Origin of the sequence: Microbulbifer sp. NBRC 101763 (assembly GCF_040371615.1) — a bacterium.
Taxonomy (GTDB): Bacteria; Pseudomonadota; Gammaproteobacteria; order Pseudomonadales; family Cellvibrionaceae; genus Microbulbifer; species Microbulbifer variabilis.
Genome location: NZ_BAABQV010000001.1, coordinates 362,270 through 386,568 on the forward strand (window position 1 = coordinate 362,270; position 24,299 = coordinate 386,568).

Consider the following 24,299-nt stretch of genomic DNA (forward strand, 5'->3'; position numbering starts at 1 on the left):
GAGATTACTCCTGGCTGTAAGTTGATGTATTTTTGCGTGCTTGGCTAAAATGTGTTGATCGGTTAGGCTTTCTCGAAATTGTTAGGCTCACTTCGGTGGTTTCTTAGGCGAGATACCTGGGCTAACTCTTAGTGGCAACCAGTTAGTAAAAATGTAACAAATGATTGCATCACAATATGGCCGCTGCATAGTTTTCACTTGATTCTCATCAAGTTACGTTACTAGTGGGGAGTGTCAGGCGGTAGGATGTAAGATTAATAATATATTTTTAAAGGCTTCGTGATTCTAGTTAATAAGTTAACACTATTCTTTCTTATATTTCGGTTTGCAACTTGGTTACAGAAATAGGCTGTATTTCAGTAGAATTTATTTGGCTGGAGTTCCTGAGGTGAATTTTCCAGTCACAACAGTTTTATAGTTGTAAGGTTTGACCATTATATACCAAGTGTCAGAGCCAATATGGCTCTTCTCTATACAGGAGGGGATTCACTGACCCCACAGCGTAGAGTAGGTTAACCAAAAAATTATTGAAATCAAATAGATGATTTTTAAGTTTTTGGAGCATAGGTGGCGGAGACTAAATTTTTTTGGTGCAAGTTGATGTGTTGATTGTAAAGCTTCAGCAAATGAACATTTCAACAATATTAATCTTCAATTTGGGTTTTCCGAGTGTGAACGTTGTGGTTACTTCTGGTTTAAAAAAGGGGGCAAGAGTATAGGGAGTTTAATGAATCTTTAAAGTGTGTATGTCTGATTTTAATAATACGTGTTTGGTTGCCTAAAGGGGTCTTTCAAACACGCTAATCAAGTAAAAATGGATAGATCGATGCTTAAAAATAAGATTTATAAAAAGGCTTTAAAAGGGATTGTCGGGGTATTATTTATTTCTGTGAGCTGGCAGGCACAGGCGTTAACCTGCCCGCAACTGGAAGACGTTCAATTGCCACCCAAGTGTAACTCTACAGATCTGGAAAGCTGCAACGTCGCAGTGCAGAATATTATTCCTGCAGCGGCGTGTGCAATTTTTGAAGTGTCTCCCGCTGCTAATGACGCTACTTTAGTGCTCCGTTTTACGACGCTAATTACCAACTCTTGGTTTGATGCCACAGCCCCTTATCATCCGACTGCCAAAGGAGTTTACTCAGATATTGCTCGGATGGCTGAGCCGACAGATAACAGTGAGTTAAATATTGCACTTTCCTATGCGTCTCATAAGGTATTGAGTGGGTTGTTCCCACACTTGGTATCTGAATGGGATAATCTGTTACTTGAGTTAGGGTTGGATCCTGATAACTTTTCAGAAGATACTACTACCCCGATTGGTATAGGGAACTATGCCGGTAGAAAAGTATTGGAAGGGCGTGTTAATGACGGTATGAATCAGCTGGGTAATGAGGGTAATCAGTTGTATCACCGCTTACCTTATGCCGATTATACCAATTTCAAACCAGCTAACACTGCCTATAAATTACGTTTTCCTTCGAAGTGGCAGCCAGCAGTTTTAATGGAGCGCCCTGGCGTATATCGGGTTCAACAATTTGTCACGCCCCAGATAGCGCTGACGACGCCATACAGTTATGAGTCTCCGGATGAATTCACTTCGCCGGTACCTCTAAAATCGAAAATATGGAACTATCCAAGTTACGTGGCGCAAGTAAATGATGTTTTGACTACGTCAGCTAACTTAACTGATGAGCAGAAAATGAAGGCAGAGCTGTTTGATATGAAGATCTTCAGCTTAGGCTTTGCTGCTGTGTTTGCATCGGAGGCTCAGGGTTTATCGCTGATGGATTTCATTCATTACGATTTCCTGACTAATATGGCTGCCTTTGATACTGCTATTGCGATTTGGAAGGAGAAGCGTCGACACAATTCCGTACGCCCCTTCTCTGCAGTTCGGTATATTTATAAAGACGAGCCTGTTACTGCCTGGGGAGGAGTGGGAAAAGGAACGGTAAATGATTTGCCTGCTAGTCAGTGGACCAGCTATTTGCCTGTTGCTGATCACCCAGAGTATCCGTCTGCTTCTGCCAGCTTTTGTGCCGCGCATGCTGAAACAAGCCGCCTCTTTTTACCCCAAGGTGATACATTGGGCTATACCGTGCTAGCGTTTGCAGGAAGCTCGCAGATTGAGCCAGGCATAACACCACAAACCGATTTGTCTTTGCACTTCCCAACCTGGACTTCATTTGAAGAAGACTGTGGTAATAGTCGTGTTTGGGGAGGTGTGCACTTTGAGCCCTCAGTTCCGGCGGGCCAGGCGATAGGTCACCAGGTTGCAAACCGTGCTTATCAATTTTATCTTTCTAAAGTGGCGGGTGAATAACAGGTAGAAGTTGGGATGGAGGATATATTTATCAATCAATATGATAAATGTTTACACCCTCCATTCCATTTTAGTTGTAAGGGTAGCGTAAAAAAAATCTGGCTTGTTATTCTATTAGGTACATGAAACATTACATTTGGAAAATGAACAATTGCTCTGTTGGGGTAAGCAGCATGGATACTTCGGCTGATTTCTATAGCTATCTTTTCAAATGAGATTCTCGTTACGAATAGAGCTGCTTCAAGACTGGCAATTTGCCGCAGAGTACAACCGGTGAGGGCCATATTCTCAACGGTTTCTATTGCTTGCCTCCTGTTTCTTTTGGATACGGATATAAACTTCTTCTCAGTGAACAGATAAGGATTTAGGGGCATGTATTCCTATCTTTACCTGATTACCGTTAACCTCCAATACGGTGAGAGAGACATTCGCCCCAATTCTTAGGTTTTCGCCAGTCCGGCGTTTCAAGATCAACATTTTTATTTCCTGTTAATACTTAATTCATGGGTGGGCGCTTTTGGGTGAAAAGCTTAGAAGTCGACATCTGGAGGGCTCGAGGGGTGGGGCGCGGGAGCGGTGGGCACAAAATAGGAAAAGGCGAACGCTAGGCTCCCGGAGCTTGGAAAGTCGCTCCAAGCTGCTGAATATTCTCGACTTTATTGAATGCGAGCGGGTTTCTAGCGTACTATGCATATAGCCAACTTGATAGGATCGATATCAATTTGGTTAGCTGGCCCCTGGTGTTGGTAGCACCTTGGGTCAGCGCCTTTTCTCTATTCTTAGGTCACGCTACCGCTCTCCTATTGAAGGGTGGATCATTGTGAAAGTTTTAGGCTCCTTTAAGGTATGAGCCTTACACAGCTTGCTTGATAACCAGCCGCAATACTGATAAATATCTATTGATTTTACGCGGCTTTGACACAGATAAAAACCAAATAAAATCCGATAAGATTATTCGTGCGCCTAAATTTTTACAGGCACTATTATTTTTTCGGATTTTTAGGTGGTTAAAGGAATCTCATGTTTTTACAAGTTAAGCATATTTGTAGTATCTGACTTAACCGGTTCCGCGGCTCATCCTGCTGATTTCGGGGCTCTTTTTTGTGTGGGATTTTGGGTGGCGGTTGATAGGGCTTCTTTGTAGGTGTTAGTTGATTTTGGCTTCCTTTGTACTAAGGGACCAGGTTTGCCATTGCTGTTCTACAGATGCGCCCAGCTGCTTATAGAAATCTTGCGCATTGATATTCGAGCAAAGTACTTCCCACTTTATTTTTGTACTACCCTGCTTGCGGGCTTCATAGATCAGTTGTTGCATTAAAGATTTGCCTATTCCTTTTCGACGGTATTTCATACTGTCATTTACATATAGTTCCTTAATCCAGAACCAGGGAGTTAAGTCATAAGTAAATGGCAGGGGGTAAAAGGCCAAGTAGCCAACAATTACTCCATTATCTTCAGCAACCAGACACTTGAAATCTGCTTGCTCGAATAGCCGGCTTTTCAGTTCACGCTCGTTGACTTTGAACTCACTTAGATAACCTTCAAATTTGGCGAGGACACGCATCATTTTTAATAATTGGGCACCATCGCAAGGCATTGCGTAACGTATTTGCATTGGTCTCTATTTTCTTTATTGGAATTCAGGTTGGGGAGACGATTTTGGGCGCAGTCCTGCGCCCTCTTGATTTCTGAATTGGTGAGACAAGATCCAATTTGCTTACTCGGCGTTGGTAGTTTCGCTATCTTTAACAAGATGAAATCCTTCATCTATCCAACCAGTAACACCACCAATCATCTTTTTTACCGGGCGACCCAACTTGGCAAGCTTGATAGCGGCTTTCTCTGTGGCATTGCAGTGGGGGCCCGCACAGTAGACAACAAACAGTGTGCTGGCTGGATAGTTGGATAAAGATTTTTCATTGATACGTTGGTGGGGCAGGGAGTGAGCGTCCTGGATGTGGCCTTGCCGGAATGATTCTTCGCCACGGACATCCAGCAGAACAAAATCCCGTCGCCCATTGGTAATGGCATGGTGGACATCCCAGCAGTCGGTCTCGTAGGCCAGCAATTCCTGAAAATGAAGCAGGGCTTGTTGGCTGCTGGCTGGGGCGAAGCGGCTTACAGCTGAGCTCATAAGTATCTCCTTGGTTCTTACTCTCATAAAAGCTTGCGCATAGTTTGTTCCTTGGCTGACAATTAGGCGATTGGCTTGAACGCCAAATAGCGTTAAGTTTGAGCCAAGCGTTGAATGGTGGTGACTGATAAAGGGGCTGGGCCAATGGGGTGTAGTGATCCAAAGCGAGTAGCGATTCTGGTGCACCGGCAAGTTGCCTTGTTTGAACTTGGCTGCGCGACTGAGCTGTTCTGTTTGTCTCGCCCGGGTATGGATGAGCTCTATCAGGGTGAGGTGGTCTCCTTTGCCCCAGAAGCCCCGGTAGGCGTGGGCGGAGTGTCTCTGCAATGTAAGCAGATCAGCAGTTTGTTGGATTACGATCTGCTAGTGGTTCCCTGCTGGTCTACTACACCACTGGCCAAAGATCGTTATTTGGACTCTTTGTACGGTGCTCTGGAGGGGTTCGTTGCGGAGGGTCGGCAAATCCTGACTTTCTGCTCGGGTTCATTTCTGCCTGCTGAAGTTGGCTTGCTCGATGGGAAGCAAGCTACTACCCACTGGCGCTATGGGGATGTCTTCAAACAGCGTTTTGCCAATGTGGAGTACGTGGGGGATGTGCTTTATGTCTGGCAGGGTGCGCTGGCCTGTTCGGCTGGCAGCTCGGCGGCAATAGATCTGGGGATAGAGTATTTGCGTCGCAACCATGGCCATGAGTTTGCCAACTCTGTGGCTAAGCGCTTGGTGATGGCTCCCCACCGACAGGGAGGGCAGGCCCAGTTTGTGGAGACTCCAGTTTCCAAGCGGCCAGACCATTTCGCGGGGGCGCTGGATTGGGCCCTTGTCAACCTGCATAAACCCATCATGGTGGGGGATCTGGCAGAGCAGGCCCATCTTTCACGCCGCAGTTTTGATAGGAAATTCCGCCAGTCTATGGGAGTCGCTCCGAAGGCGTGGTTGATTCAGCAGCGTTTAATGGTGGCGCAGCAGGCGCTGGAGTCCGGCAAGGAGAGTGTCGATCTTGTAGCGCAAATTGCAGGCTTTGAGTGTAGCGCAACCCTTCGCCACCATTTTCGCAAAGCCTTCGGTATATCCCCCGGGCAATACCAAAGGCAATTTGCCTGTCCGGAAAGGCTTGGGGCTATAAAAGAGGAGTGAGTCTTTGGCGATGAGAGCAGGGGGCTTACTGGCTGGAAGCCGATTCCTTCCGTTGATACAACCCTAGCCGCGAACAGGTTATGATTCGCCCTTTATTGCCTGAATTCAGTACAGGAAACAAAGGATTTATGACCAAGCAGCGCGTATTGACCGGTATTACAACTACCGGCACTCCTCACCTGGGTAACTATGTTGGCGCCATTCGCCCGGCTATCGCCGCCAGCCAGGACGAGAATAACCAATCTTTTTACTTCCTGGCCGATTATCACGCGCTGATCAAGTGTCAGGACCCGGAACAGGTACATCAATCCACCCTGGAGATTGCCGCCACTTGGCTGGCTTTGGGCCTCAATACAGACAATGTCGTATTCTATCGGCAGTCCGATATTCATGAAATCCCGGAGTTGACCTGGCTGCTGACCTGTATGACTGGCAAGGGCCTGATGAACCGCGCCCACGCATACAAGGCTGCCGTGGATGCTAACCGTGTGGATGGCGAAGATTCTGACTTCGGTGTGACCATGGGATTGTATAGCTATCCGATCCTGATGGCTGCAGACATCCTGATGTTCAATGCCAATAAAGTGCCGGTGGGCAAGGACCAGGTCCAGCATATAGAAATGGCTCGCGATATTGCCCAACGCTTTAATCACCATTATGGCGAACACTTCGCGCTGCCAGAGGCGGTAGTGGACGACCATGTTGCCGTATTGCAAGGGCTTGATGGTCGAAAAATGAGCAAGAGTTACGGCAATACTATTCCGTTATTCCTGTCTGAGAAGAAACTGAAGAAGCACATCAATAAGATCAAGACGAATCTTCTGGAGCCAGGAGAACCTAAAGATCCTGATACTTCAACGGTCTTCCAGATCTGGCAGGCATTCGCTACTGAAGAGCAAACCGCAGAAATGCGTAAGGCGTTTGAAGAGGGTATTGCCTGGGGGGAGGCCAAGAAGCAGCTATTCGAGCTGGTTAATGGTCAGATCGGTGAAGCCCGTGAACGGTATAACACGCTGCTTGAAAACCCATCTCAGATTGAAGCAGAGCTTGAAAAAGGGGCGGCTAAGGCGAGCGCTTACTCTGCTCCGTTTATTGAGAAATTGCGCCATGCGGTAGGTATCCGCAAGATCGGTAAGTAATGTTTTGAATTAAAGTTGGGAGGCTATGGCTTCCGTAGCCGTCCTATAGATAAAAGAGTATTAATAAAAATATAACGATACAACAGGGATTCATTATGGAAAATGTTCAAGCTAACCCTGCAGAGGATGGCGACGCGAACAAGAACGGCTGGATCAACCGGGCGCTCAACTTTATTGAAGTGGTGGGGAACAAGCTTCCCGACCCGGCAGTACTCTTCCTCATATTAATGGTTGCTATCTGGGTGCTGTCCTGGATGTTGTCTGGAGTAAGTTTCGATACCTTGCATCCAGCCACCGGTGAGGCAATCCAGGTGACCAACCTGCTCTCCAGTGGGGAGCTGGCTCGCTTCCTCTCCAGTATGGTGACCACCTTTACGAGCTTTGCTCCACTTGGTGTGGTGCTGGTGGCCATGCTGGGCGTTGGCGTTGCGGAGCAGAGTGGCTTTATTAATGCCGTTCTGAAAAAGCTACTGGCGGTGACCCCGCAGATGCTGCTCACCCCGATGCTGATTCTGGTGGCGATTGTCAGCCATACCGCTGTAGATGCCGGTTATGTATTGGTGATCCCCTTGGGCGGTGTAATCTTCTATGCGGCTGGCCGTCATCCTTTGGCAGGTATCGCTGCGGCGTTTGCCGGAGTATCCGGTGGCTTCTCAGCAAACTTTGTTCCTTCGGCCATTGATCCCTTGCTGCAGGGCTTTACCCAAACCGCGGCACAGATTGTTGATCCCGAGATTCAAGTAAACCCTCTCAATAACTGGTTCTTCACTTCGGCTTCCTGTCTCGTAGTAACTATGTTGGGCTGGTGGCTCACCGATAAGGTGATTGAGCCCCGCCTGAAGAATGTCGCCATTGATGGGGACAAAGAAGATATGCCAGTAATGCAGGAGCTGGGGGCTCGCGAGAAAAAGGCGATGTACCTGGCAGTGACTGTCATGGTGGCTGGAGTTGTGGGCCTTATCGCCTGGATGTTGCCAGAGACTTCTGCATTGCGCGACTCCCAGGGGCAATTGGCCTCCTTTGGCGCGCCGGTTATGAAGTCTATTGTGCCGCTGATCTTCTTACTGTTTGTTATCCCTGGAGTTGTATTTGGATATGCCGCTGGGACCTTCCGTAAAAGTAAGGATGTGATCGATGCGATGTCCAAGACCATGGGCTCCATGGCTTACTACATCGTGATGGCATTTTTCTGTGCCCTGTTTATTTCTGAATTTGCCCGCTCCGGTTTAGGCACCCTGTTGTCAGTAGAGGGAGGCAGCCTGCTGGCTGCCATGAATCTGCCGGGCCCAATTACCCTGATGGGTATTATTATGCTGGTGGCATTTATTAACCTGTTTGTGGGCTCGGCCTCTGCTAAATGGGCGCTGCTCTCGCCCATTTTTGTACCCATGTTGATGCAGATTGGTTTCTCTCCGGACCTGACCCAGGCGGCATACCGTGTAGGTGATTCTTCCACCAACATTATTACGCCGTTAATGCCTTACTTCCCACTAGTAGTTGTCTATTGCCAGCGCTACGTGAAGGGAACAGGCATTGGTACACTGGTATCTATCATGTTGCCCTACTCGGTGGTGTTCCTGATCTGCTGGTCCATATTCCTGGTGATTTACTGGAATCTGGGTATGCCTTTGGGGCTGCAAGCCAGCTATACCTATCCAACGCCATAATGAGTAGCACCGGTGTGGTTTTACCCACCCCGGGATGCATCATTTCAGTTTCCACTCAGAGGTGCCCGGGTTCCTGGGCGCCTCTTTCCCAAGCTCTCCCCAACTAAAAATCAACCTGATATTTGCCAGGTAGTCCCTTCTATTCATCTTTTTAAATATAAAAATATTGATTAATTCATGGCTTGTGCTGGGTATGAGCGAGGCTGAATTTCGATGGTCCCATGTGCCTACACCTCGCTCCTCCAGAGTATCTATTTCAGGCGAGGTTTGCTCCCTTGCCTGCAATAAGGACACGGGCCAGACCGCATTAGTAAAAAAATGTTCTAATAATGTTGTAAGTGATAACGATTCCTATTAAGATCCGCGTCAACTTATTTCGGTAGCAGCTGCTGCGGCAGATAATATTTCCACTGAATTTTGAGGGATATCCATGGGCACCGCTCGAATCCAAGGTTTACGCCAAAACTCTTCTCCCATTCTTTCTGGGCTGAGCCACTCCCTGTTGGCATTGGCTATTGCAGCAGGCGGCTCTACTGCAGCTTTTGCAGCAGAGGATAAGAATGAGGGTATTGAAGAAGTTCATGTAACCGGCGAGCTGAACCTGTCCCGCCAGACTTCTATTGGCAAGCAAGATATTCCGGTTGATGAGACGCCGTTCTCTATTTCTCTGCGCGATAAAGATTTCTTCGATGTAACTGGCTCTAAAACTGTGCAGGATATCCTGCAGTACTCTGCCGGTGTGAATGGTGGCTTGTTTGGCGTTGATGCTCGCGGTGACTGGTCTACCGTTCGTGCTGTTGAGCCAATCATGTTTGTCGACGGACTAAAAACTACTTTCGGCAGTTATACCGGTTCACGTGCAAACCTGTATGCCTTTGAGCGTGTAGAAATCCTCAAGGGGCCTTCTTCTGTACTTTATGGACAGGGTTCTACAGGCGGTATAGTTAACTTGGTATCCAAACGCCCCAAAGAGGAGTTTGGCGGTGAGCTGATGGTACAGGGCGGTGACTATGATCGAAAAGTTATAGCTGGTGACGTAACAGGTGCTTTCGATAGCGATGGTGAGTGGCTCTATAGGGTAGTGGGTTACGCTCGCGATGCCGATGCTCAAGTTGATCATGTTGATGATGACAGCACCCTGTTAATGCCTTCCGTTTCCTGGCGCCCCAGTGCGGATACTGAGATTACTTTCCTGGTGAATCACCAGGAAGAAAAGACCGGTACCACTGCAGCTTTCCTACCTTGGGGCGGTACCATTGTCGATAACGTAAACGGTGAAATCCCGACTGACACATTTATTAGTGAGCCGGGTTGGGATAAATACAATACTGAGCAAACCGCTTATAGTTTGTGGGTTGATCATCGCTTGAATGATAGCTGGGGTATCAATGCGGGCCTCCGTTATTCAAAAGGGGATGTCGACTACAACTCGATGTATGCTGACTACACACTTGCATTGCGCCTGCAAAAAGACCTCCGTGAAGTATCGCGGACTGTCTATATGAAAGATGCGAAAAGCGACCTTTTGATTTTTGACCTGCGCTTGTCAGGCGAGCTGACTACAGGCTCTCTTGAACATCAGATTTCAGCGGGTGTTGATAGCCAGAATGCAGAAATCGATAACAGTATTTTAAGAGCCCGTGGCTACGGTGGTGATATCGATATTTTTGACCCGGTTTATGGTTATGTGCCAGAGGGACTGGAAGGGCTGGATAGAGAAATTACCGATGTCAATGCTGAGCAAGTAGGTATTTACTTCCAGGACCAAGTTAGCCTTGGGAACTTTATTTTTAATTTGGGCTTGCGTGAAGATAGGTTGTCTTCTAGGACCCATAGCAATGTTTCTACGAAGGCTAGCGACAAGCAGAGAGAGACGGAACTCACAAAAAGATTTGGCGTGATGTATGCCTTCGACAGCGGTGTATCTCCCTATGTTAGTTATTCAGAATCTTTTGAGGCTGTTTTAGCAGATCCGAATAGCCAGGGCGGTACCTACGAGCCTGTGAAAGGGGAGCAGATTGAAGCCGGTATTAAATACCAGCCAGAAGGCACTAATATCCTGATGACTGCCTCTGCCTTCGAGATTAAGCAGAAAAATCGCTTAACTTTCGGTCCTGACAGGTCCTATCGACAAATCGGTGAGGCGCAGATCGATGGATTTGAGCTTGAGGCCAGTGGGCAGTGGGGTAATCTGACACTGGTGGCTAATTACAGCCAGATGGATACTGAAATAGTAGAGAGTAGCGATCCATTTGAGGTTGGCACTGAAATTGAGACTGTGCCTGAGGAGCAATTCTCTCTTTGGGGAAACTATGACTTTAGTGAGTGGGTACCTGGTCTAAGCGTTGGAGTAGGGGCTCGTCATGTTGGTGACAGTTACACCGGTATTGATAAAGTTCATGCGCAGTTGGTAACTGCTTATGCCGAGCAGGCTGCTTATTACGATTATGTTTTTGCAGATTTCCCTACCGAAAATCCTTCTTACACCCTGTATGACGCTACTATCGGCTATACCCTGGAAAGCTGGAAGTTCCAACTGAATGTGAAGAACCTGACTGATGAAATTCACACGACTTCTTGCCTGAGCCGCGGTGATTGCTTTTACGGTGAGCGCCGTTATGTAACTGCTGAGGCTCGTTACACTTTCTAAGTTAGAGTAGGCTGGGAGTTTGTCCACAGGGGGAGTCTGTGGGCAGACTCCCTTTTTTACGTTTTAACAATCAGCCGGGAAGCGAAATTTCCCAGTGTGGTGGTTATGCAAGATTCCTTTTACTTCGTTGCTGGGCTAGCCAGTGTTTTTGCCTTTGCAGGTATTTTTTCCTTGTACTCGGCTTGGTCCAGTAAGGGGGCTCAGCCATTACGTAGTTGGCTTGGTTGGGCAATGCTGGTTTTGTCGGCCGTTGGCTGGAGCCTGGCAGTCGGTACAGAATTTGGGATCAGTATTGCCGCCTTAATAGTAATGCTCGGTGTATTTGCATTACTTGCCGTTAGGGGTGAATGGCCCAGCGGCCCCCGGCCTATTGAAAAGCAACGATCGGGTGGTGTTTCAGAGCCCGGAGCCCTGCGCCAATTGTGGTTGCGGGGCATTTTGCGTTTTTTAAGTGCCACATTTTTACCCTTGGTGAGCGGGATCGTTGCTGGGTTGCTTTTCTTTGGTTTTACCGGCCTCTCTGATAGTTGGCGACTAGTTGGTGGTGCTTTTGTTTCGGTGACCATTTGGACCCTGGCGATGGTGTGGGTTTGTGCCGACAAAAAATTGTTGCGTCCTTCGGCAGGCCTGCTGGCATTTTCAGTGCTCAGTGGCCTGATGTTGAAACTTGCCATTCCCGCTGTGGCAGCTTAGTAAAACGGACCTGAGTAGGGATCTAACGTGAAATTATCCTTTAAGCCGACGCCTGCTTTTGTAAGAAATATGACCGATGGGCATTCGGTTCTCGGACTGGCGGTATCGACACTTTTATACATTGTCTGTGTCAGTGGAACACTCGCAGTTTTTTACAATGAATTTGAACGCTGGGAGCAGGCCTCCGAACTGGAAAATCTCAGTGTGGCTGCGTCTGTGTATCAGACTGCTGCTGAGCAGGCGATTGCGCTGGCAAAAGAGCAAAATGAAGAGTTTGACTCAGTAAAATTCACTATTCCAAATACAGATATGCCCCGGCTGGTTGTCGAGGTTGGTGATATTGAGCGCTATGTTGCCGAGGACGGCGCTCTTCTGGGGGAGGTAAAACATGAGTGGACACACTTTCTAGCCTATTTGCATTTCGCCCTGAACCTGCCTTTGGGTTTGGGGGTGCCGCTAGTGGGGCTGATAGGTGTTTTAATGGCGGCCCTGATAGTCTCTGGATTGCTCGCGCACCCCAAAATTATCAAAGATGCATTCTCTTTCCGGCTATCCGGGTCTAAGCGCTTGCAGCAGGTGGATCTGCATAACCGCCTTGGTGTCTGGGCTTCTCCTTTCCATCTGGCCATCGCGATTACCGGTGCCTTTATCGGTCTTTCCCAGGTTGCAGCCTTTGCAATTGCGGGCCTTTTCTACGATGGGGATACAGAGAAAGTTGAGCACATCCTGTATCGTGAGCATCCGGTTATGCAAGAAAATGCTCCCGAAACCTCACTGCCAGACTTTGCCGCTGTACTCGCAGAAATGGAGCGTATTGCCCCCGAAGAGGAGCGAACCAGGTTGGAGGTGGCTTTCCCTGGTCGCGAGGGGCAGGTGGTAGAAATATGGACTCGTGTTCCCGAGCGACTGGTTTGGGGAGAGCGCTATCACTTTAATCCAGACGGAAGCCTGATTGAGAAGGAGGGGTGGTCTGAAGGGGACAGCGCTAAGCAGGTCTATCTTTCCACCTTCCGTTTGCACTTTGGCCATTTCTCCGGATTCCCTGTGAAAATTGCCTACTTCCTGTTGGGTATTGGCATGTGTGTGCTTGTGGTTTCGGGTATCAATATTTGGTTGGTGCGCAAGCGCCAGAGAGGTGCTCCGGCTGTGCGGCTTGAGCGTGTATGGATGGCCCAGGTTTGGGGGATACCCTTTGCTATAGCTTTGAGCGCGGTGACTTATTTGGCCTTTACTGCGTCGGCAGTAAAAGTGTTCTGGTTAACCACGTTAAGTTTAAGCGTGGTCGCCGCTTTTGCGGGCACTGTAGCAGGCTGGTCTATATTATTGAGAGTGGCGACCATCATCGCATGTCTAATGGCGGTCATTGTGCATGCTTCTATTTTCGGTGCAGACTCTTTTGTGCGTGCCTCATTGGTGGCCAATGCAGTATGGTTGCTAACTGCTGCCGGTATCGCTGCTTCTTGTCTGTATACCTGGGTGCGTCGCCGCGATAGCAATTTTGCTACTGCGGTGAACGGCGCTGTGGGCAGTAACTAACGAGGAGAATTGCCCGGTATTCGTCACGATGCCGGGCGCAGCATTTCTATATGGGGTATGCCGTCTTCGTCGTAGGGGTCGGATACCCTCTCGAAACCATATTCCCCATAGAACCGGGCCAGGTGTTCCTGTGCAGAAATACGAATTCCTCTATTGGGGTATTCATTCTGCGTCTGTTTTACAGCGCGATAAATAAGTTCTTTGCCTAGTCCTGTTCCGCGGCTGGACTCCGCGGTAAGTACTCGTCCAATGGAGGGTTCACTATATTTTTCACCGGGAAATACAACGCGTAGGTAAGCCTTTATTTGTGGGTTTTCATTGTTCCCGTCCCAGCAGATCAGGTGCCAGGCATGCTGGTCTTTGCCATCGGCATCTTGATAGGGGCAGTCCTGCTCTACGGTGAAAACCTCCTGGCGCACTCGCAGAATTTCATAGAGCTGGTTGATGGAAAGTTCATTAAAGCTGCACCATTGCCATTGCATCTTGGTTATTCCCTCATAAATAGAGCTTTTATTTTTCGCGCTCATAGTCTGGGTTGTTAACGATAACCTTTGGCAAAAAAAATATTGCCAATTTTTAAGTTTTGCCGAGTCGGTTAGTTCCCGGTTGTATTGCCTGGACTGGCAGGGGTTGGGTTTTGTTTGCTTTTGGCAAAAGCACCATGCTCCAGATAGTGGAGGACCTGGGAGATTACCTTTTTATCTTTCATCATAAATACATGGGTAACAGGCATTTCCAAGTGATCATTCATGCCCTCTAGCTTGGTGCTGGAGACAGAAACTTTGCCATCGTCGGTTTCGGGTATCATTTGCGATAGTAGGAGGTTAATGCTGCGTGTCCCGGCGATAATACCAACATCAAAATCTGCCTTTCCCAGTTTGTTGGGAACACTCATTGCGCCGGTGCCCAGCTGTAATCCGGCATCACCAAAAGCAAACTGAAAGCCCGGAAAATTACCGAGCTTATCTACCACTTCGCTGCCTTTGTTGGGAGGCCCCAGCATAACCACGCGGTTCAAATTTTCAATTTTCACTTTGCTCAAATACTGGCGAACCAGAATGCCGCCCATAGAGTGGGTGACGAAGTTAATTTCATTTTCACCGGTGCAAGCATCCAATGCTGGTGCGATTGCTTTGCCGGCCAGCTTCTCTATGGGAAACTTTGTGGAAGGATAGTCCACATTTACCGTTTTATATCCTGCATTGCTGATTGCACGCTCCATCTTGGCCATAGAGCTATCAGATTTGGCGAGGCCGTGAAGTAAAATAACGCAGGCGGAGTGGGCATTTACCGACAGGGCGCCGAAGGCGAGTGCCAGCGCAACAACAACTTTTCTCATTTACTTCCTTACCAGTATTACGTTTTGCAGGAGTATGCTGCTCGTCCTGAAAAAAGCCAAGTATGCCGCAGGAGTTGAGCTTTCCCGCTGGCCGGATGTGTGGCAGGGCTAGGAAGTATGCCGGTTAAGTATTTCAGCCATACGTTCTGGCCTGTCTGGGGTGATAACCAGTGTTTTGGTAGGGAAGTTTAGTACTACGGCCTGGTCGTGATCGGTCGCAAAAGCGCGGTAGCGCCCCAGCTTCTTGTTCTGGAAGAGGCCTGTGTAGCCAAATAGTCCAGAGTTTCCAAATATACGGATCGATCCTTGCATAGCTGAAGGGTCGGCTGAGGCTTTTCTGAGGTCCTGCAAGGGGATTCGTGTCCTCCAGCCCAGGCGGAGAACAAACAGGTTGTTATTCTGAATGACATAGCCTCTGACCATGAACAGGGCGCCTAACAGCAGTATGGCTGGCGGTAGTGCAAGAGCGATACTAAAGAGTAGGGACGGCGTGGGTGGGGCCTTAGTCATCAGGAATAGTGGAATGGCCAGTAAGAGAGCGGCACTTATAGTACTGATTATTTTTAACTGACGGCTCCACGGGGCTTGAAAAACGGCAGATGGCATAAATTACTCAATTAAGGACAAATAGCCTGAATTCTCCAATCATAGTGCTGGTGGAATCAAGTTGGCAAAGACCTTGTCCTAAGTCAGCGGTGATATTGAGGCGGGCCTGGAGAATTTTATGACCCATAAGCCATATTTTCGGGTGTGGAATTGAGATTTTGTGTTTTTATGGCGGTTTACCTATGGCAAGTGAACTAACAAAGAAAGAATCTTTATCTGCCCTTGTAGTGGAGGGTGGCGCTATGCGCGGCATATTCGCCGCGGGCGTGTTGGATGCTTTTATCGAAGCGAATTACTGTCCCTTCGACTTCGCAATTGGAGTCTCTGCAGGCTCGACAAACCTGATTGGATACCTGGCGGGGGATTACGGGCGAAGTCGCCGGATATTGCTTGATCATGCGCGCCGTACGGACTTTATAGATTGGCGGCGTTATTTAAAAGGAGGGCATTTTTGCGATATTAGTTGGCTTTGGCATGCCTCTTACAAGGACGTGCCATTAAATATTCAAAGCTATATCGATAATGCAGTGCCTCTCTACGCGGTAACTACCAGCATCAATAGCGGTGAAGCTCATTATGTTCGAGTGACGGAAGAGAACATGCATGAAGTGTTCCCTGCGTCCTGCGCTATTCCGATGGCGTATCGTGAATTTCCCATTGTTGACGGCGAGCCAATGACAGACGGAGGGCTTGCCGACTCCATTCCGGTTATTCGTGCTTATGAGCAGGGCGCAAGGGATATTACTGTTGTGCTGTCACGCCCGTTGGGGTACCGCAAACCGGTTGGGGCGGCGCCAAAGTTTATTAAGCAGTTCTTCCACGATCACGCGCGGCTATTTGAAGCTGTCCTGGAGAGGGGAGAGCGCTACAACCGCGCTTTGGACTTTATTCAATCTCCCCCAAAAGATTGCCGCGTTTCGGTCATTGCGCCGCCGGAAGACTTCCCGGTAAAGCGCTTTACACAAGAGGCTGAGTTGCTTGAGCAAGGCTATCAAGATGGGAGGTCGCTAGGGTGGCATTTTTTGCGGGGTGAAGCGAGCGCCGCCTTTTCTGCGTCGGCAGCAGACTGAGGTCGATTTGTTTTCGCAGTTTTTTAAGGTTCAGTGATGAAGCCTTGTCGTTGCTTTTTTTATTGGGGAAGAAATGGAAATTAGGCCGGTGAGGATAGAGGATGCTGAGGGACTCTCCGATTTTTATTCTAGTAACGCGGATCATTTGCGCCAGTGGGAGCCAGCCAGGGGGAGTGGTTACCATAGTCTTGGAGCGTGGCAGCAGAGATTACAGGGTTGGCATATAGAGCAACAGGAGGGGAGAGGAGCATACTTCCTGATCACTTTTCCGGAATCCTCCCGGGTTGTGGCTACTTGTTCTCTTACCAACATTGTTCGCGGGCCTTTTCAGGCATGTAATATGGGGTACGCGGTGGACAAAAGTTTTGAAGGGAAGGGGGTAATGTACTTATTGTGCGAATATGTAATTGCTTTCGCCTTCAAGGAGTTGGGGCTAAATCGGGTGATGGCAAATTACATGCCTGAAAATTATCGATCGGCAGCTCTTTTACGTCGGCTTGGTTTTGTGGTTGAAGGCAATGCTAAGCGTTATTTGTTGATTAATGGGCGCTGGGAGGACCATGTACTGACGGCGCTAGTTAAAGAATAAGAAGCCCTTTTAGTTTCCATAAGGTCGGATGGAGTACCAATTGGCATTTACTTCCTCGTGCCGTTATAGGAGTCTAAGGTAGGGATGGGATATTGTTGCTACCCTATTTCGATTTCAGATAAGACTCTGAATTTCAGCTTATGGTAAGGAGGAAGGAATGAATGGAAAGTGCCTCTGTGGCGCAGTCGAGTTTCAGCTGGATGAGCCACTACCAAGCCTTTATCAGTGTCATTGTTCGCTCTGCCGCAAACTGAGTGGCTCCGCATCAGATACTGCAATGTTTGTGGCGCGTGATCAGTTTCGCTGGGTGCGAGGGTTGGACAAGGTTTCTTCTTACCGCACTCCAACAGGATATCGCTCAGACTTTTGTAGCGGCTGCGGTAGTACAGTCCCCCACCTGATGAGCAACACCACGCACTTCTGGGTTCCCGCAGGATTGATAGAGGGGAGCTTGGAGAGTCAGGTAGTTGCCCATTTGCACGTGGATTCCAAGGCAGCCTGGGATCTTATCGCCGGAAATGGCGAGCACTTTGCGGAGATGCCAGATCTGGAAGAGTTAACCCGCCTGTTACATGCCGATTTCGAAAAGGCAGAAACTGAATTGGCCGAAAGTTAATATTTGAAATACTGGATAAGCTAATTATTGTTCGGTGTTTTCACAAAACACAAACAAAAAAGCCCCGCTCTTTCGAGCAGGGCTTTTTTGTATATGGCGGACCGGACGGGACTCGAACCCGCGACCTCCGGCGTGACAGGCCGGCATTCTAACCAACTGAACTACCGGTCCGCATTCCTGTTTCTCTTTATTGCTCCTGCCTGGCAAGAGTAAGAGAAGTGGTGGGTGGTACAGGGGTCGAACCTGTGACCTACGGCTTGTAAGGCCGTCGCTCTCCCAACTGAGCTAACCACCCCGTGTCAGGAGCTGCGTATCTTAATGATATTTTTTTCACGGTCAACAGGTTTTTACGAAAAAGGTTTAAAAATAATTAATGGAATAAAAAAGCACCAACTTCTGCTTAAAGAATATTTGCTGTGAAATTATTTGGTTATTTTTTGGCAGAAAGTAAATGATTGCTGTCTTTTTGTTGGGGGGTCGCCCTGGTACTAATGGGTGGAATTAAATTGGTGTTGGCGGGGAGAATAATTTTTTTTGTAGCGGCCGGTTTATCTGTGCGCGGCAAGTTTTTTAAGTGCGGAAAATGATCGTAAAAATTTGCCGGTCCTTTTTTTGGTTGGGTTGTGCTTTGTTCAGGGGAAGCTTCCATTAACTTGGAGTTAGGTTTGCTCGATCTGCCGGGGTCTGTTTTTAGTGGGTGTGGTTCTAATAATGGAAGATGAAAATTAAAGGAAAGAAAAAATAATCACAAACAAAAAAGCCCCGCTCTTTCGAGCAGGGCTTTTTTGTATATGGCGGACCGGACGGGACTCGAACCCGCGACCTCCGGCGTGACAGGCCGGCATTCTAACCAACTGAACTACCGGTCCGCATTCCTGTTTCTCTTTATTGCTCCTGCCTGGCAAGAGTCGGAGAAGTGGTGGGTGGTACAGGGGTCGAACCTGTGACCTACGGCTTGTAAGGCCGTCGCTCTCCCAACTGAGCTAACCACCCCGTGTCAGGAGCTGCGTATCTTAATGATATTCTCCGCGGCGTCAACGCCTTTCTTGAATTTTTTTTTGACTTTCAATGAGTTAAGGCAGTTAAGTGTGAAGTCGCGGGCGTGTCCGATGGCAGGTGTCGCTGTTATAATCAGCCAAATTTCCCATGGATAAAGCGTGAGAGAAGCTGTGAGACAAAAGAATTGGCTGGGCCAAATCCTTTTAGCGATGGCCGCTCTGAGTCTGTCCGTTATGGTGCAGGCGGTGGTAGAGACCGAAAAGTTATCCTCCCCGGAACTGGAAGCACGCTATCGGGTGCTGATTGAAGAGATGCGCTGTCCAAAGTGCCAGAACCAAAACCTGGCAGATTCTGATGCATCGATATCAACAGACTTGCGCCGTGAGATTCGCCGGCTGTTGGAAGAGGGTTTCACAGATAGAGAAATTATTGACTACATGGTAGCGCGATATGGGGATTTCGTTCTATACCGGCCACCGGTACAGAAAAACACTCTGGCCCTGTGGTTGGCTCCGGGTGTATTCGCCTTGATAGGCCTGTTAGCGCTGATCATTATTGTGACGCGCTCCCGAAGTGGAACCGGTGCGAGCCAGGATGATAACAGCGGGGCCTTGAGCGAAGACGAGCGGCGCAAATTGAAGAAACTGCTGGGTGAAGATCCCAGTGATTTGACTGATGGTGGGAAGAAGAGCAAATGACTGATATCTGGTTTGGTTTGGCGATCCTTTTGCTGGCGTTGGCCTTTGTCTTCTTATTGCCAGGGTTGCGCGCTGCAGGGACAAAACGCTCGGGCAGCAACAAGCAAGAGGCTTTAGCGGAGCTTTACCGCGAGCGCTCCCGTGAGTTACGTGCAGCTGTGCAGAGCGGGGCTATGGATGAAAAGCAGTTTGCCCAACTTGAGGCGGAAATGGCCCGTGAGCTTCTCAGTGCTCAGGAAGAGGTTCAGGCCTCCGCACCTACTAGGCGTGGTGCGGGCGCTTTGCTCGGCCTGGCGGTGGTAGTGCCGGTGGTGACAGTTGGAGCTTATATGATATCCGATCGGCCCGGTGAGGTGGCGCTCTATCGGGAGATTCTGGCTAGCCAGCAGGGGCAGACAGACGCAGAAGCTGAGAAGAGAATCACCAGTCAGCTCAAGGCGCGTATTGAAAGCCACCCTGAAGACTTGAGCACTCGTTATGTGTTGGCGCAAAGGTTGCTGGTAAGCGGAGATATTGTCGGTGCCGTTGAGGCCTATCGATATGTGGTGGAGCGGGAGCCTGAGGCGGCCTCTGTAAAAGCGGAGTTAGCCCAGGCGCTATTTTTCGCTGGCGGTTCAAAAATAACCGAGGAAATCCGCCTGTTGGTCGGGCAGGTCCTTGAATCCCAGCCCGGCAATGGCACGGCGTTGGGGTTGGCCGGGATAGCCGCGTACGAGGATAAGGAATACCGTAAAGCACAGGAGTACTGGCAGGCAGCCCTGCAACAGTTGGCACCAGGGTCGGCCGCTGCTGAAGCCCTTGCTGCGGGTGTTGCCCGGGCGGAAAAGGCGTTGGTGGATGCTGGTGAGCCGGTGGTTGTTGCCCGGGACCCTGGTGAAAAGGCAGGCCCCGAGATTCGCGTCCAGGTTAGTTTGGACAGCAGTGTCGAGGCCGAGGCTTCAACGCCTGTGTTTATCTATGCCCGCAGTGCTGAAAGCCCAATGCCGCTGGCGATAGTGCGGCTGACCGCGGGCCAGCTGCCTGCGGAGGTGGTTCTGGATGAATCTCGTGCGATGATGCCGGGCCGCTCTATTTCTACGGTCGAGTCGGTTCAGTTGGTTGCACGCCTGGCACTGCACGGCGACGCGCGTCCGGCAGCTGGGGATTGGCAGGGCACTATTAAAACCCTGCCAAAGGCCAGTTGGGATAAAGCGCAGTCCATTACCATCGACCAAAAATTGTAAGAGGTGGCGATGCGGGGCTTAATGGCCCCATCTTCTCCGTCGCTTAGAGCCGGCGCGGGGACTGTAATTTCTCGCCTTGTATTAAAGTGTATTGCGGCCAGAGAACTTGTTCGCGTCTAAATGGTCACAGGCGCACGAGGCAACGTCGTGAGTGGTTTGAGGTTGTTAATGCAAACTTACCGGGCTATAGAGTTGGCCTTGGGTACCAGTTGCAGCTTTAGAGCGATCTTGACTTGACCACAGGCCATTCCGGCCGATAATCCGCTTGAAAAGTAACTGTGAAGAATTGCGCTGAAAGCCCAGGCAGCGCCATGTACAATTGAGTGTTTGGTGATCGGGCCGGCAAAGATAAAAAATACCGAGTTTAAGAATACATGCGTCTGAAGTGCATCAAACTTGCGGGCTTCAAGTCCTTTGTTGACCCCACCACTGTCTACTTTCCTACAAACCTTAACTCGGTGGTAGGTCCCAATGGGTGTGGCAAATCAAATACCATTGATGCCGTGCGCTGGGTAATGGGGGAGTCGTCAGCGAAGAACCTGCGCGGTGATTCCATGACGGACGTCATCTTCAACGGTTCCAGTGGGCGTAAACCCGTGGGCCAGGCTTCTATCGAACTGGTTTTTGATAACTCTGCCGGCAAGCTCTCCGGTGCCTATGCCTCTTTTACAGAGATTTCCGTAAAACGAAAAGTGACGCGTGAAGGGCAGAATAACTATTACCTCAACGGTGAGAAATGTCGCCGCCGGGATGTGACAGACCTGTTCCTGGGAACCGGTCTTGGCCCACGCAGTTATGCGATTATCGAACAGGGCATGATCTCCAAGCTGATCGAGGCCAAGCCGGAAGAGCTGCGCGTTTATATTGAAGAAGCCGCCGGCATTTCCAAGTACAAGGAGCGGCGCCGAGATACTGAAAATCGTATGCGCCGCACCAATGAGAATCTGGAGCGTCTTACCGATATTCGAGACGAACTGGATCGACAACTGTCCCGGCTGGAACGGCAGTCCGCAGCAGCGGAAAAATATAGTCGCTTTAAAGAGGAAGAGCGTAGCTACAAAGCGAATTTACAAGCCCTTAAATACCGCGAACTCAACGATCAAAATACCGCTAAGCAGCAACAAATCGGTGAGCTGGAGCTGACGGTTGAGGAGTTGGTTACCCGACAGGTGAGCTGTGACACCGGCATTGAACAAAAGCGTGTTGGCTACCATGAGTTGTCCGACAGCTTCAATGAGGTGCAGGGCCGCTTTTATGCGGTTGGAGGTGATATCGCGCGCCTCGAGCAGAGTATTGCCCATGCCCGTGAACGTTCCACTCGCCTGCACTCCGACTTGGCGCAGACTGAACAGGAGTTCCGCGAAGCGGAGACCAACCTGGAAGTGGATCGAGAAAAGGCTGCCCAGTTCGAGGAGGAGCTCGAAGTAATTGTGCCGGATCTTGAAATGGTTCTCGCCGCCGAAGAGGAGTCCGCTAGTGGCTTACTTGAGGCCGAGGAGCAAATGCGCAACTGGCAAAATGAGTGGGACCAATTTAATCAGGGGGCTTCAGGTTCCCGCCAAAAGGCCGAGGTGCAACAGTCGCGCATCCAACACCTGGAGACTTCCGGGCAGCGATTGCTTGAGCGCATTAACAAGCTGATCGCAGAGCAATCCGGTCTTCAGGTCTCTGAGGATGACGAAGAGACCCTGCAGCTGAATGAAGAGCTCGCCGAGATGGAAATGCAGGCTCAGGAGCGCCGTGAAGAGACGGCTGAGCGACGCGAATCCCTGGACGGATTGCGTTCCCGCGAACAGGAGATGGCAGCTGACCTTGACCAATTGCGCTTACAACTACAGACCAGCCGCGGTCGCCAAGCCTCCTTGGAAGCGCTGCAGCAGGCGGCACTGGGGCAGGGTAAAGCTGTTGAGAGCTGGTTGCAGCAACAATCCCTTTGTGAAAGGCCGCGTCTTGCCGACCAGATCCAGGCTCAAGCCGGTTGGGAAACCGCAGTAGAAACGATAATGGGTTCACAGCTGCAGGCGGTCTGCGTGGATCAGCTAGAGAGCCTTGTTGAGGGGCTGGGTCAACTGCAGAGCGGCCAGGCAATCTTTATTGATGGGGCCAGTGTAGCGGCCCCCCCCGATTCTTCATTACCCACGCTGGCCAATGTAGTACAGGGGCCGGCCTCTCTCACCGGGCTGCTTTCAGGCATTTACACTGCTGAAAACCTTACTGACGCACTGGCGAAGCGTTCTGAGCTGCGGGCTCATGAATCGATCGTAACCCGGGATGGTCTCTGGTTGGGGCCAAACTGGTTGCGTGTAAGCCGGGCCAGCGATGCGGAGGCCGGGGTGTTAGCCCGCAAGCAGGAACTGGAGGCATTGGCACAGGAGATTGCCCTGTGTGAAGAGCAGATAGAAAGTCTCAGTGAGCAGCGTGAATCCATGCGAGGTGATGCCGTAGACTTGGAGCGCGCAATTGAGCAGTCCCGACTGGATTCCGAACAACTCGGTCGCCGTGAGGCGGAGCTTCGCAGCCAGTTGTCTGCCCGTCGTGCTCGTGCAGAGCAGATGAGCGAGCGCCGCACTCGCATTGAGCAGGAAATTGCTGAAGTGCGTGAGCAGCAGGAGCTTGAAGGTGAATCCCTGTCTGAAGCGCGGTTGTTGCTGCAGGAAGCCGTGGAGGCGATGAGCGATGATACCGATCGTCGTGAAACGCTAATGGCGCGTCGCGAGGAATTGCGCGAAGCTTTGGATGCTGCGCGCCAGCGCGCCCGAGAGGACAAGGATCGCGCTCACGAACTGGCTATGCGCGAACAATCTGTGCGTACACAGATGGTCTCTTTGGAGCGCACCCTGCAGGTGATGAATGAACAGCTCGAGCGCCTGCGATTACGTCGCAACCAGTTGCAGGAGCAAATGGCTGAAACCGAAGACCCTTCCCAGGATTTCCAGGCTGAGCTGGAGGAGAAGCTGGGCGAGCGTATTGAGGTGGAAACCGAGCTGGCAGAAGCGCGTAAAAAGCTTGAGGAAGTGGAAAGCGGCCTGCGTGAGCAGGAGCAGGAGCGCCACAAGATTGAAGCGGCCTTACAAGGGGTACGTGCACAGCTTGAGCAAGAGCGTCTCGCCGCGCAAACCCTGGAGGTGCAGCGCAATGGTCTGGTTGAGCAGCTGCAAGAGAGTGATCACGATGTAGAGCAGCTTTTAGAGCAGTTGCCCGGTGATCTCACCATCGCCCAGGTGCAGGAAGATTTGGAACTCGTGGCCGCGCGTATTTCGCGCCTGGGGCCGATTAACCTCGCGGCCATTGATGAATATAAGCAGGAGTCTGAGCGCAAGCATTACCTGGATCGCCAGTATGGCGACCTGATGGATGCGCTGGAGACTCTGGAAAATGCAATTAAGAAAATCGACAAGGAGACGAGAACCCGCTTCAAGGAGACCTTTGACCAGGTCAATGCGGGGCTGCAGGAACTCTTTCCGAAAGTATTCGGGGGCGGTAATGCCTATCTGGAGCTTACAGGTGAGGATCTGCTCGATACTGGAATCGCAATTATGGCGCGCCCACCGGGCAAGCGTAACAGTACCATTCACCTGCTATCTGGCGGGGAGAAGGCACTTACTGCGATCGCTCTGGTGTTCTCTATTTTCCGTCTGAATCCAGCACCTTTCTGTATGTTGGACGAGGTGGATGCTCCTCTCGATGACGCTAACGTAGGTCGCTACGCTCGAATGGTTAAAGAAATGTCAGAACATGTTCAGTTCATCTATATTACCCACAACAAGATCGCAATGGAGATGGCAGATCAGCTGCTGGGGGTAACCATGCATGAGCCGGGTGTATCTCGCCTGGTATCGGTGAATGTGGAAGAAGCCGCTGAGCTGGCTTCCGCATAAGA

19 protein-coding genes and 4 tRNA genes are annotated in these 24,299 nt (G+C 50.0%); 13 read left to right on the top strand and 10 right to left on the bottom strand.

The genetic code is table 11. From position 1 onward, the window contains the following. Window positions 1-826 precede the first annotated feature (826 nt). Complete coding sequence (locus ABWV76_RS01780) at window positions 827-2,326, top strand: vanadium-dependent haloperoxidase (RefSeq protein ID WP_353375067.1); 1,500 nt, start codon at window positions 827-829, stop codon at window positions 2,324-2,326. A gap of 345 nt (window positions 2,327-2,671) precedes the next feature. Here the strand turns inward: ABWV76_RS01780 and ABWV76_RS01785 are convergent, their stop codons facing one another. The 3 genes from ABWV76_RS01785 to ABWV76_RS01795 all read right to left on the bottom strand — a co-directional run bounded on the left by ABWV76_RS01785 (window position 2,672) and on the right by ABWV76_RS01795 (window position 4,460). Then, window positions 2,672-2,803 carry a carbon storage regulator gene (locus tag ABWV76_RS01785; RefSeq protein WP_353375068.1) on the bottom strand — a complete coding sequence of 44 codons (132 nt, stop codon included), beginning with the start codon at window positions 2,801-2,803 and terminating at the stop codon, window positions 2,672-2,674. Window positions 2,804-3,473: 670 nt separating this feature from the next. Then, window positions 3,474-3,941 carry a GNAT family N-acetyltransferase gene (locus ABWV76_RS01790; protein WP_353375069.1) on the bottom strand — a complete coding sequence of 156 codons (468 nt, stop codon included), beginning with the start codon at window positions 3,939-3,941 and terminating at the stop codon, window positions 3,474-3,476. A 102-nt stretch (window positions 3,942-4,043) separates the two neighbouring features. After that, window positions 4,044-4,460, bottom strand: coding sequence for a rhodanese-like domain-containing protein (locus tag ABWV76_RS01795; protein WP_353375070.1), 417 nt, complete (start codon window positions 4,458-4,460; stop codon window positions 4,044-4,046). 144 nt (window positions 4,461-4,604) lie between these two features. Between ABWV76_RS01795 and ABWV76_RS01800 the strand changes: the two genes are divergently transcribed. From ABWV76_RS01800 to ABWV76_RS01825, 6 genes are all read left to right on the top strand, one after another. After that, a complete protein-coding gene (locus ABWV76_RS01800; RefSeq protein ID WP_353375071.1) occupies window positions 4,605-5,594 on the top strand; it encodes a helix-turn-helix domain-containing protein in 990 nt (329 codons plus the stop codon). A 128-nt stretch (window positions 5,595-5,722) separates the two neighbouring features. After that, window positions 5,723-6,733 (top strand): tryptophan--tRNA ligase, encoded by a 1,011-nt coding sequence (locus ABWV76_RS01805; RefSeq protein ID WP_353375072.1) that lies wholly within the window; start codon window positions 5,723-5,725, stop codon window positions 6,731-6,733. A gap of 95 nt (window positions 6,734-6,828) precedes the next feature. Continuing rightward, window positions 6,829-8,400 (top strand): AbgT family transporter, encoded by a 1,572-nt coding sequence (locus ABWV76_RS01810; protein ID WP_353375073.1) that lies wholly within the window; start codon window positions 6,829-6,831, stop codon window positions 8,398-8,400. A gap of 430 nt (window positions 8,401-8,830) precedes the next feature. After that, a complete protein-coding gene (locus ABWV76_RS01815) occupies window positions 8,831-11,050 on the top strand; it encodes a TonB-dependent siderophore receptor (RefSeq protein ID WP_020414769.1) in 2,220 nt (739 codons plus the stop codon). A 105-nt stretch (window positions 11,051-11,155) separates the two neighbouring features. Next, on the top strand, window positions 11,156-11,743 hold the full coding sequence (locus ABWV76_RS01820; protein ID WP_353375074.1) for a hypothetical protein: 588 nt from the start codon (window positions 11,156-11,158) through the stop codon (window positions 11,741-11,743). 27 nt (window positions 11,744-11,770) lie between these two features. Beyond that, window positions 11,771-13,279, top strand: coding sequence for a PepSY-associated TM helix domain-containing protein (locus ABWV76_RS01825; RefSeq protein WP_353375075.1), 1,509 nt, complete (start codon window positions 11,771-11,773; stop codon window positions 13,277-13,279). Between the two features lie 23 nt (window positions 13,280-13,302). Here the strand turns inward: ABWV76_RS01825 and ABWV76_RS01830 are convergent, their stop codons facing one another. The 3 genes from ABWV76_RS01830 to ABWV76_RS01840 all read right to left on the bottom strand — a co-directional run bounded on the left by ABWV76_RS01830 (window position 13,303) and on the right by ABWV76_RS01840 (window position 15,224). Next, entirely contained in the window at window positions 13,303-13,761 is a 459-nt protein-coding gene (locus ABWV76_RS01830) for a GNAT family N-acetyltransferase (protein ID WP_040629208.1), read from the bottom strand. A gap of 113 nt (window positions 13,762-13,874) precedes the next feature. Continuing rightward, window positions 13,875-14,618: an esterase/lipase family protein gene (locus ABWV76_RS01835; RefSeq protein ID WP_282951078.1), complete on the bottom strand. Its 744-nt coding sequence runs from the start codon at window positions 14,616-14,618 to the stop codon at window positions 13,875-13,877. A gap of 108 nt (window positions 14,619-14,726) precedes the next feature. Beyond that, window positions 14,727-15,224: a PH domain-containing protein gene (locus ABWV76_RS01840; RefSeq protein WP_353375076.1), complete on the bottom strand. Its 498-nt coding sequence runs from the start codon at window positions 15,222-15,224 to the stop codon at window positions 14,727-14,729. A 182-nt stretch (window positions 15,225-15,406) separates the two neighbouring features. Between ABWV76_RS01840 and ABWV76_RS01845 the strand changes: the two genes are divergently transcribed. From ABWV76_RS01845 to ABWV76_RS01855, 3 genes are all read left to right on the top strand, one after another. Further along, window positions 15,407-16,294 (top strand): patatin-like phospholipase family protein, encoded by an 888-nt coding sequence (locus ABWV76_RS01845; protein WP_020414775.1) that lies wholly within the window; start codon window positions 15,407-15,409, stop codon window positions 16,292-16,294. 73 nt (window positions 16,295-16,367) lie between these two features. Next, on the top strand, window positions 16,368-16,883 hold the full coding sequence (locus tag ABWV76_RS01850; RefSeq protein ID WP_020414776.1) for a GNAT family N-acetyltransferase: 516 nt from the start codon (window positions 16,368-16,370) through the stop codon (window positions 16,881-16,883). Window positions 16,884-17,040: 157 nt separating this feature from the next. Continuing rightward, the gene (locus tag ABWV76_RS01855; protein WP_353375077.1) at window positions 17,041-17,499 is read left to right on the top strand and encodes a GFA family protein; all 459 of its coding nucleotides are present in this window, start codon (window positions 17,041-17,043) and stop codon (window positions 17,497-17,499) included. Between the two features lie 94 nt (window positions 17,500-17,593). Here the strand turns inward: ABWV76_RS01855 and ABWV76_RS01860 are convergent. From ABWV76_RS01860 to ABWV76_RS01875, 4 genes are all read right to left on the bottom strand, one after another. Next, window positions 17,594-17,670: transfer RNA gene (locus ABWV76_RS01860), tRNA-Asp, on the bottom strand. Window positions 17,671-17,718: 48 nt separating this feature from the next. Next, window positions 17,719-17,794 (bottom strand) — tRNA-Val (locus tag ABWV76_RS01865). A gap of 497 nt (window positions 17,795-18,291) precedes the next feature. Next, window positions 18,292-18,368 (bottom strand) — tRNA-Asp (locus ABWV76_RS01870). A 48-nt stretch (window positions 18,369-18,416) separates the two neighbouring features. Next, window positions 18,417-18,492 (bottom strand) — tRNA-Val (locus ABWV76_RS01875). Between the two features lie 176 nt (window positions 18,493-18,668). Here ABWV76_RS01875 and ABWV76_RS01880 point away from each other — a divergent pair. The 3 genes from ABWV76_RS01880 (at window position 18,669) to smc (ending at window position 24,297) form a co-directional block, all read left to right on the top strand. Continuing rightward, window positions 18,669-19,196: a cytochrome c-type biogenesis protein gene (locus ABWV76_RS01880; protein ID WP_245556722.1), complete on the top strand. Its 528-nt coding sequence runs from the start codon at window positions 18,669-18,671 to the stop codon at window positions 19,194-19,196. After that, window positions 19,193-20,419 (top strand): c-type cytochrome biogenesis protein CcmI, encoded by a 1,227-nt coding sequence (gene ccmI, locus ABWV76_RS01885; RefSeq protein WP_020414779.1) that lies wholly within the window; start codon window positions 19,193-19,195, stop codon window positions 20,417-20,419. The genes ABWV76_RS01880 and ccmI overlap by 4 nt, the downstream gene beginning before the upstream one ends. Before the next feature lie 374 nt (window positions 20,420-20,793). After that, on the top strand, window positions 20,794-24,297 hold the full coding sequence (gene smc, locus ABWV76_RS01890; protein WP_020414780.1) for a chromosome segregation protein SMC: 3,504 nt from the start codon (window positions 20,794-20,796) through the stop codon (window positions 24,295-24,297). Window positions 24,298-24,299: the final 2 nt, after the last annotated feature.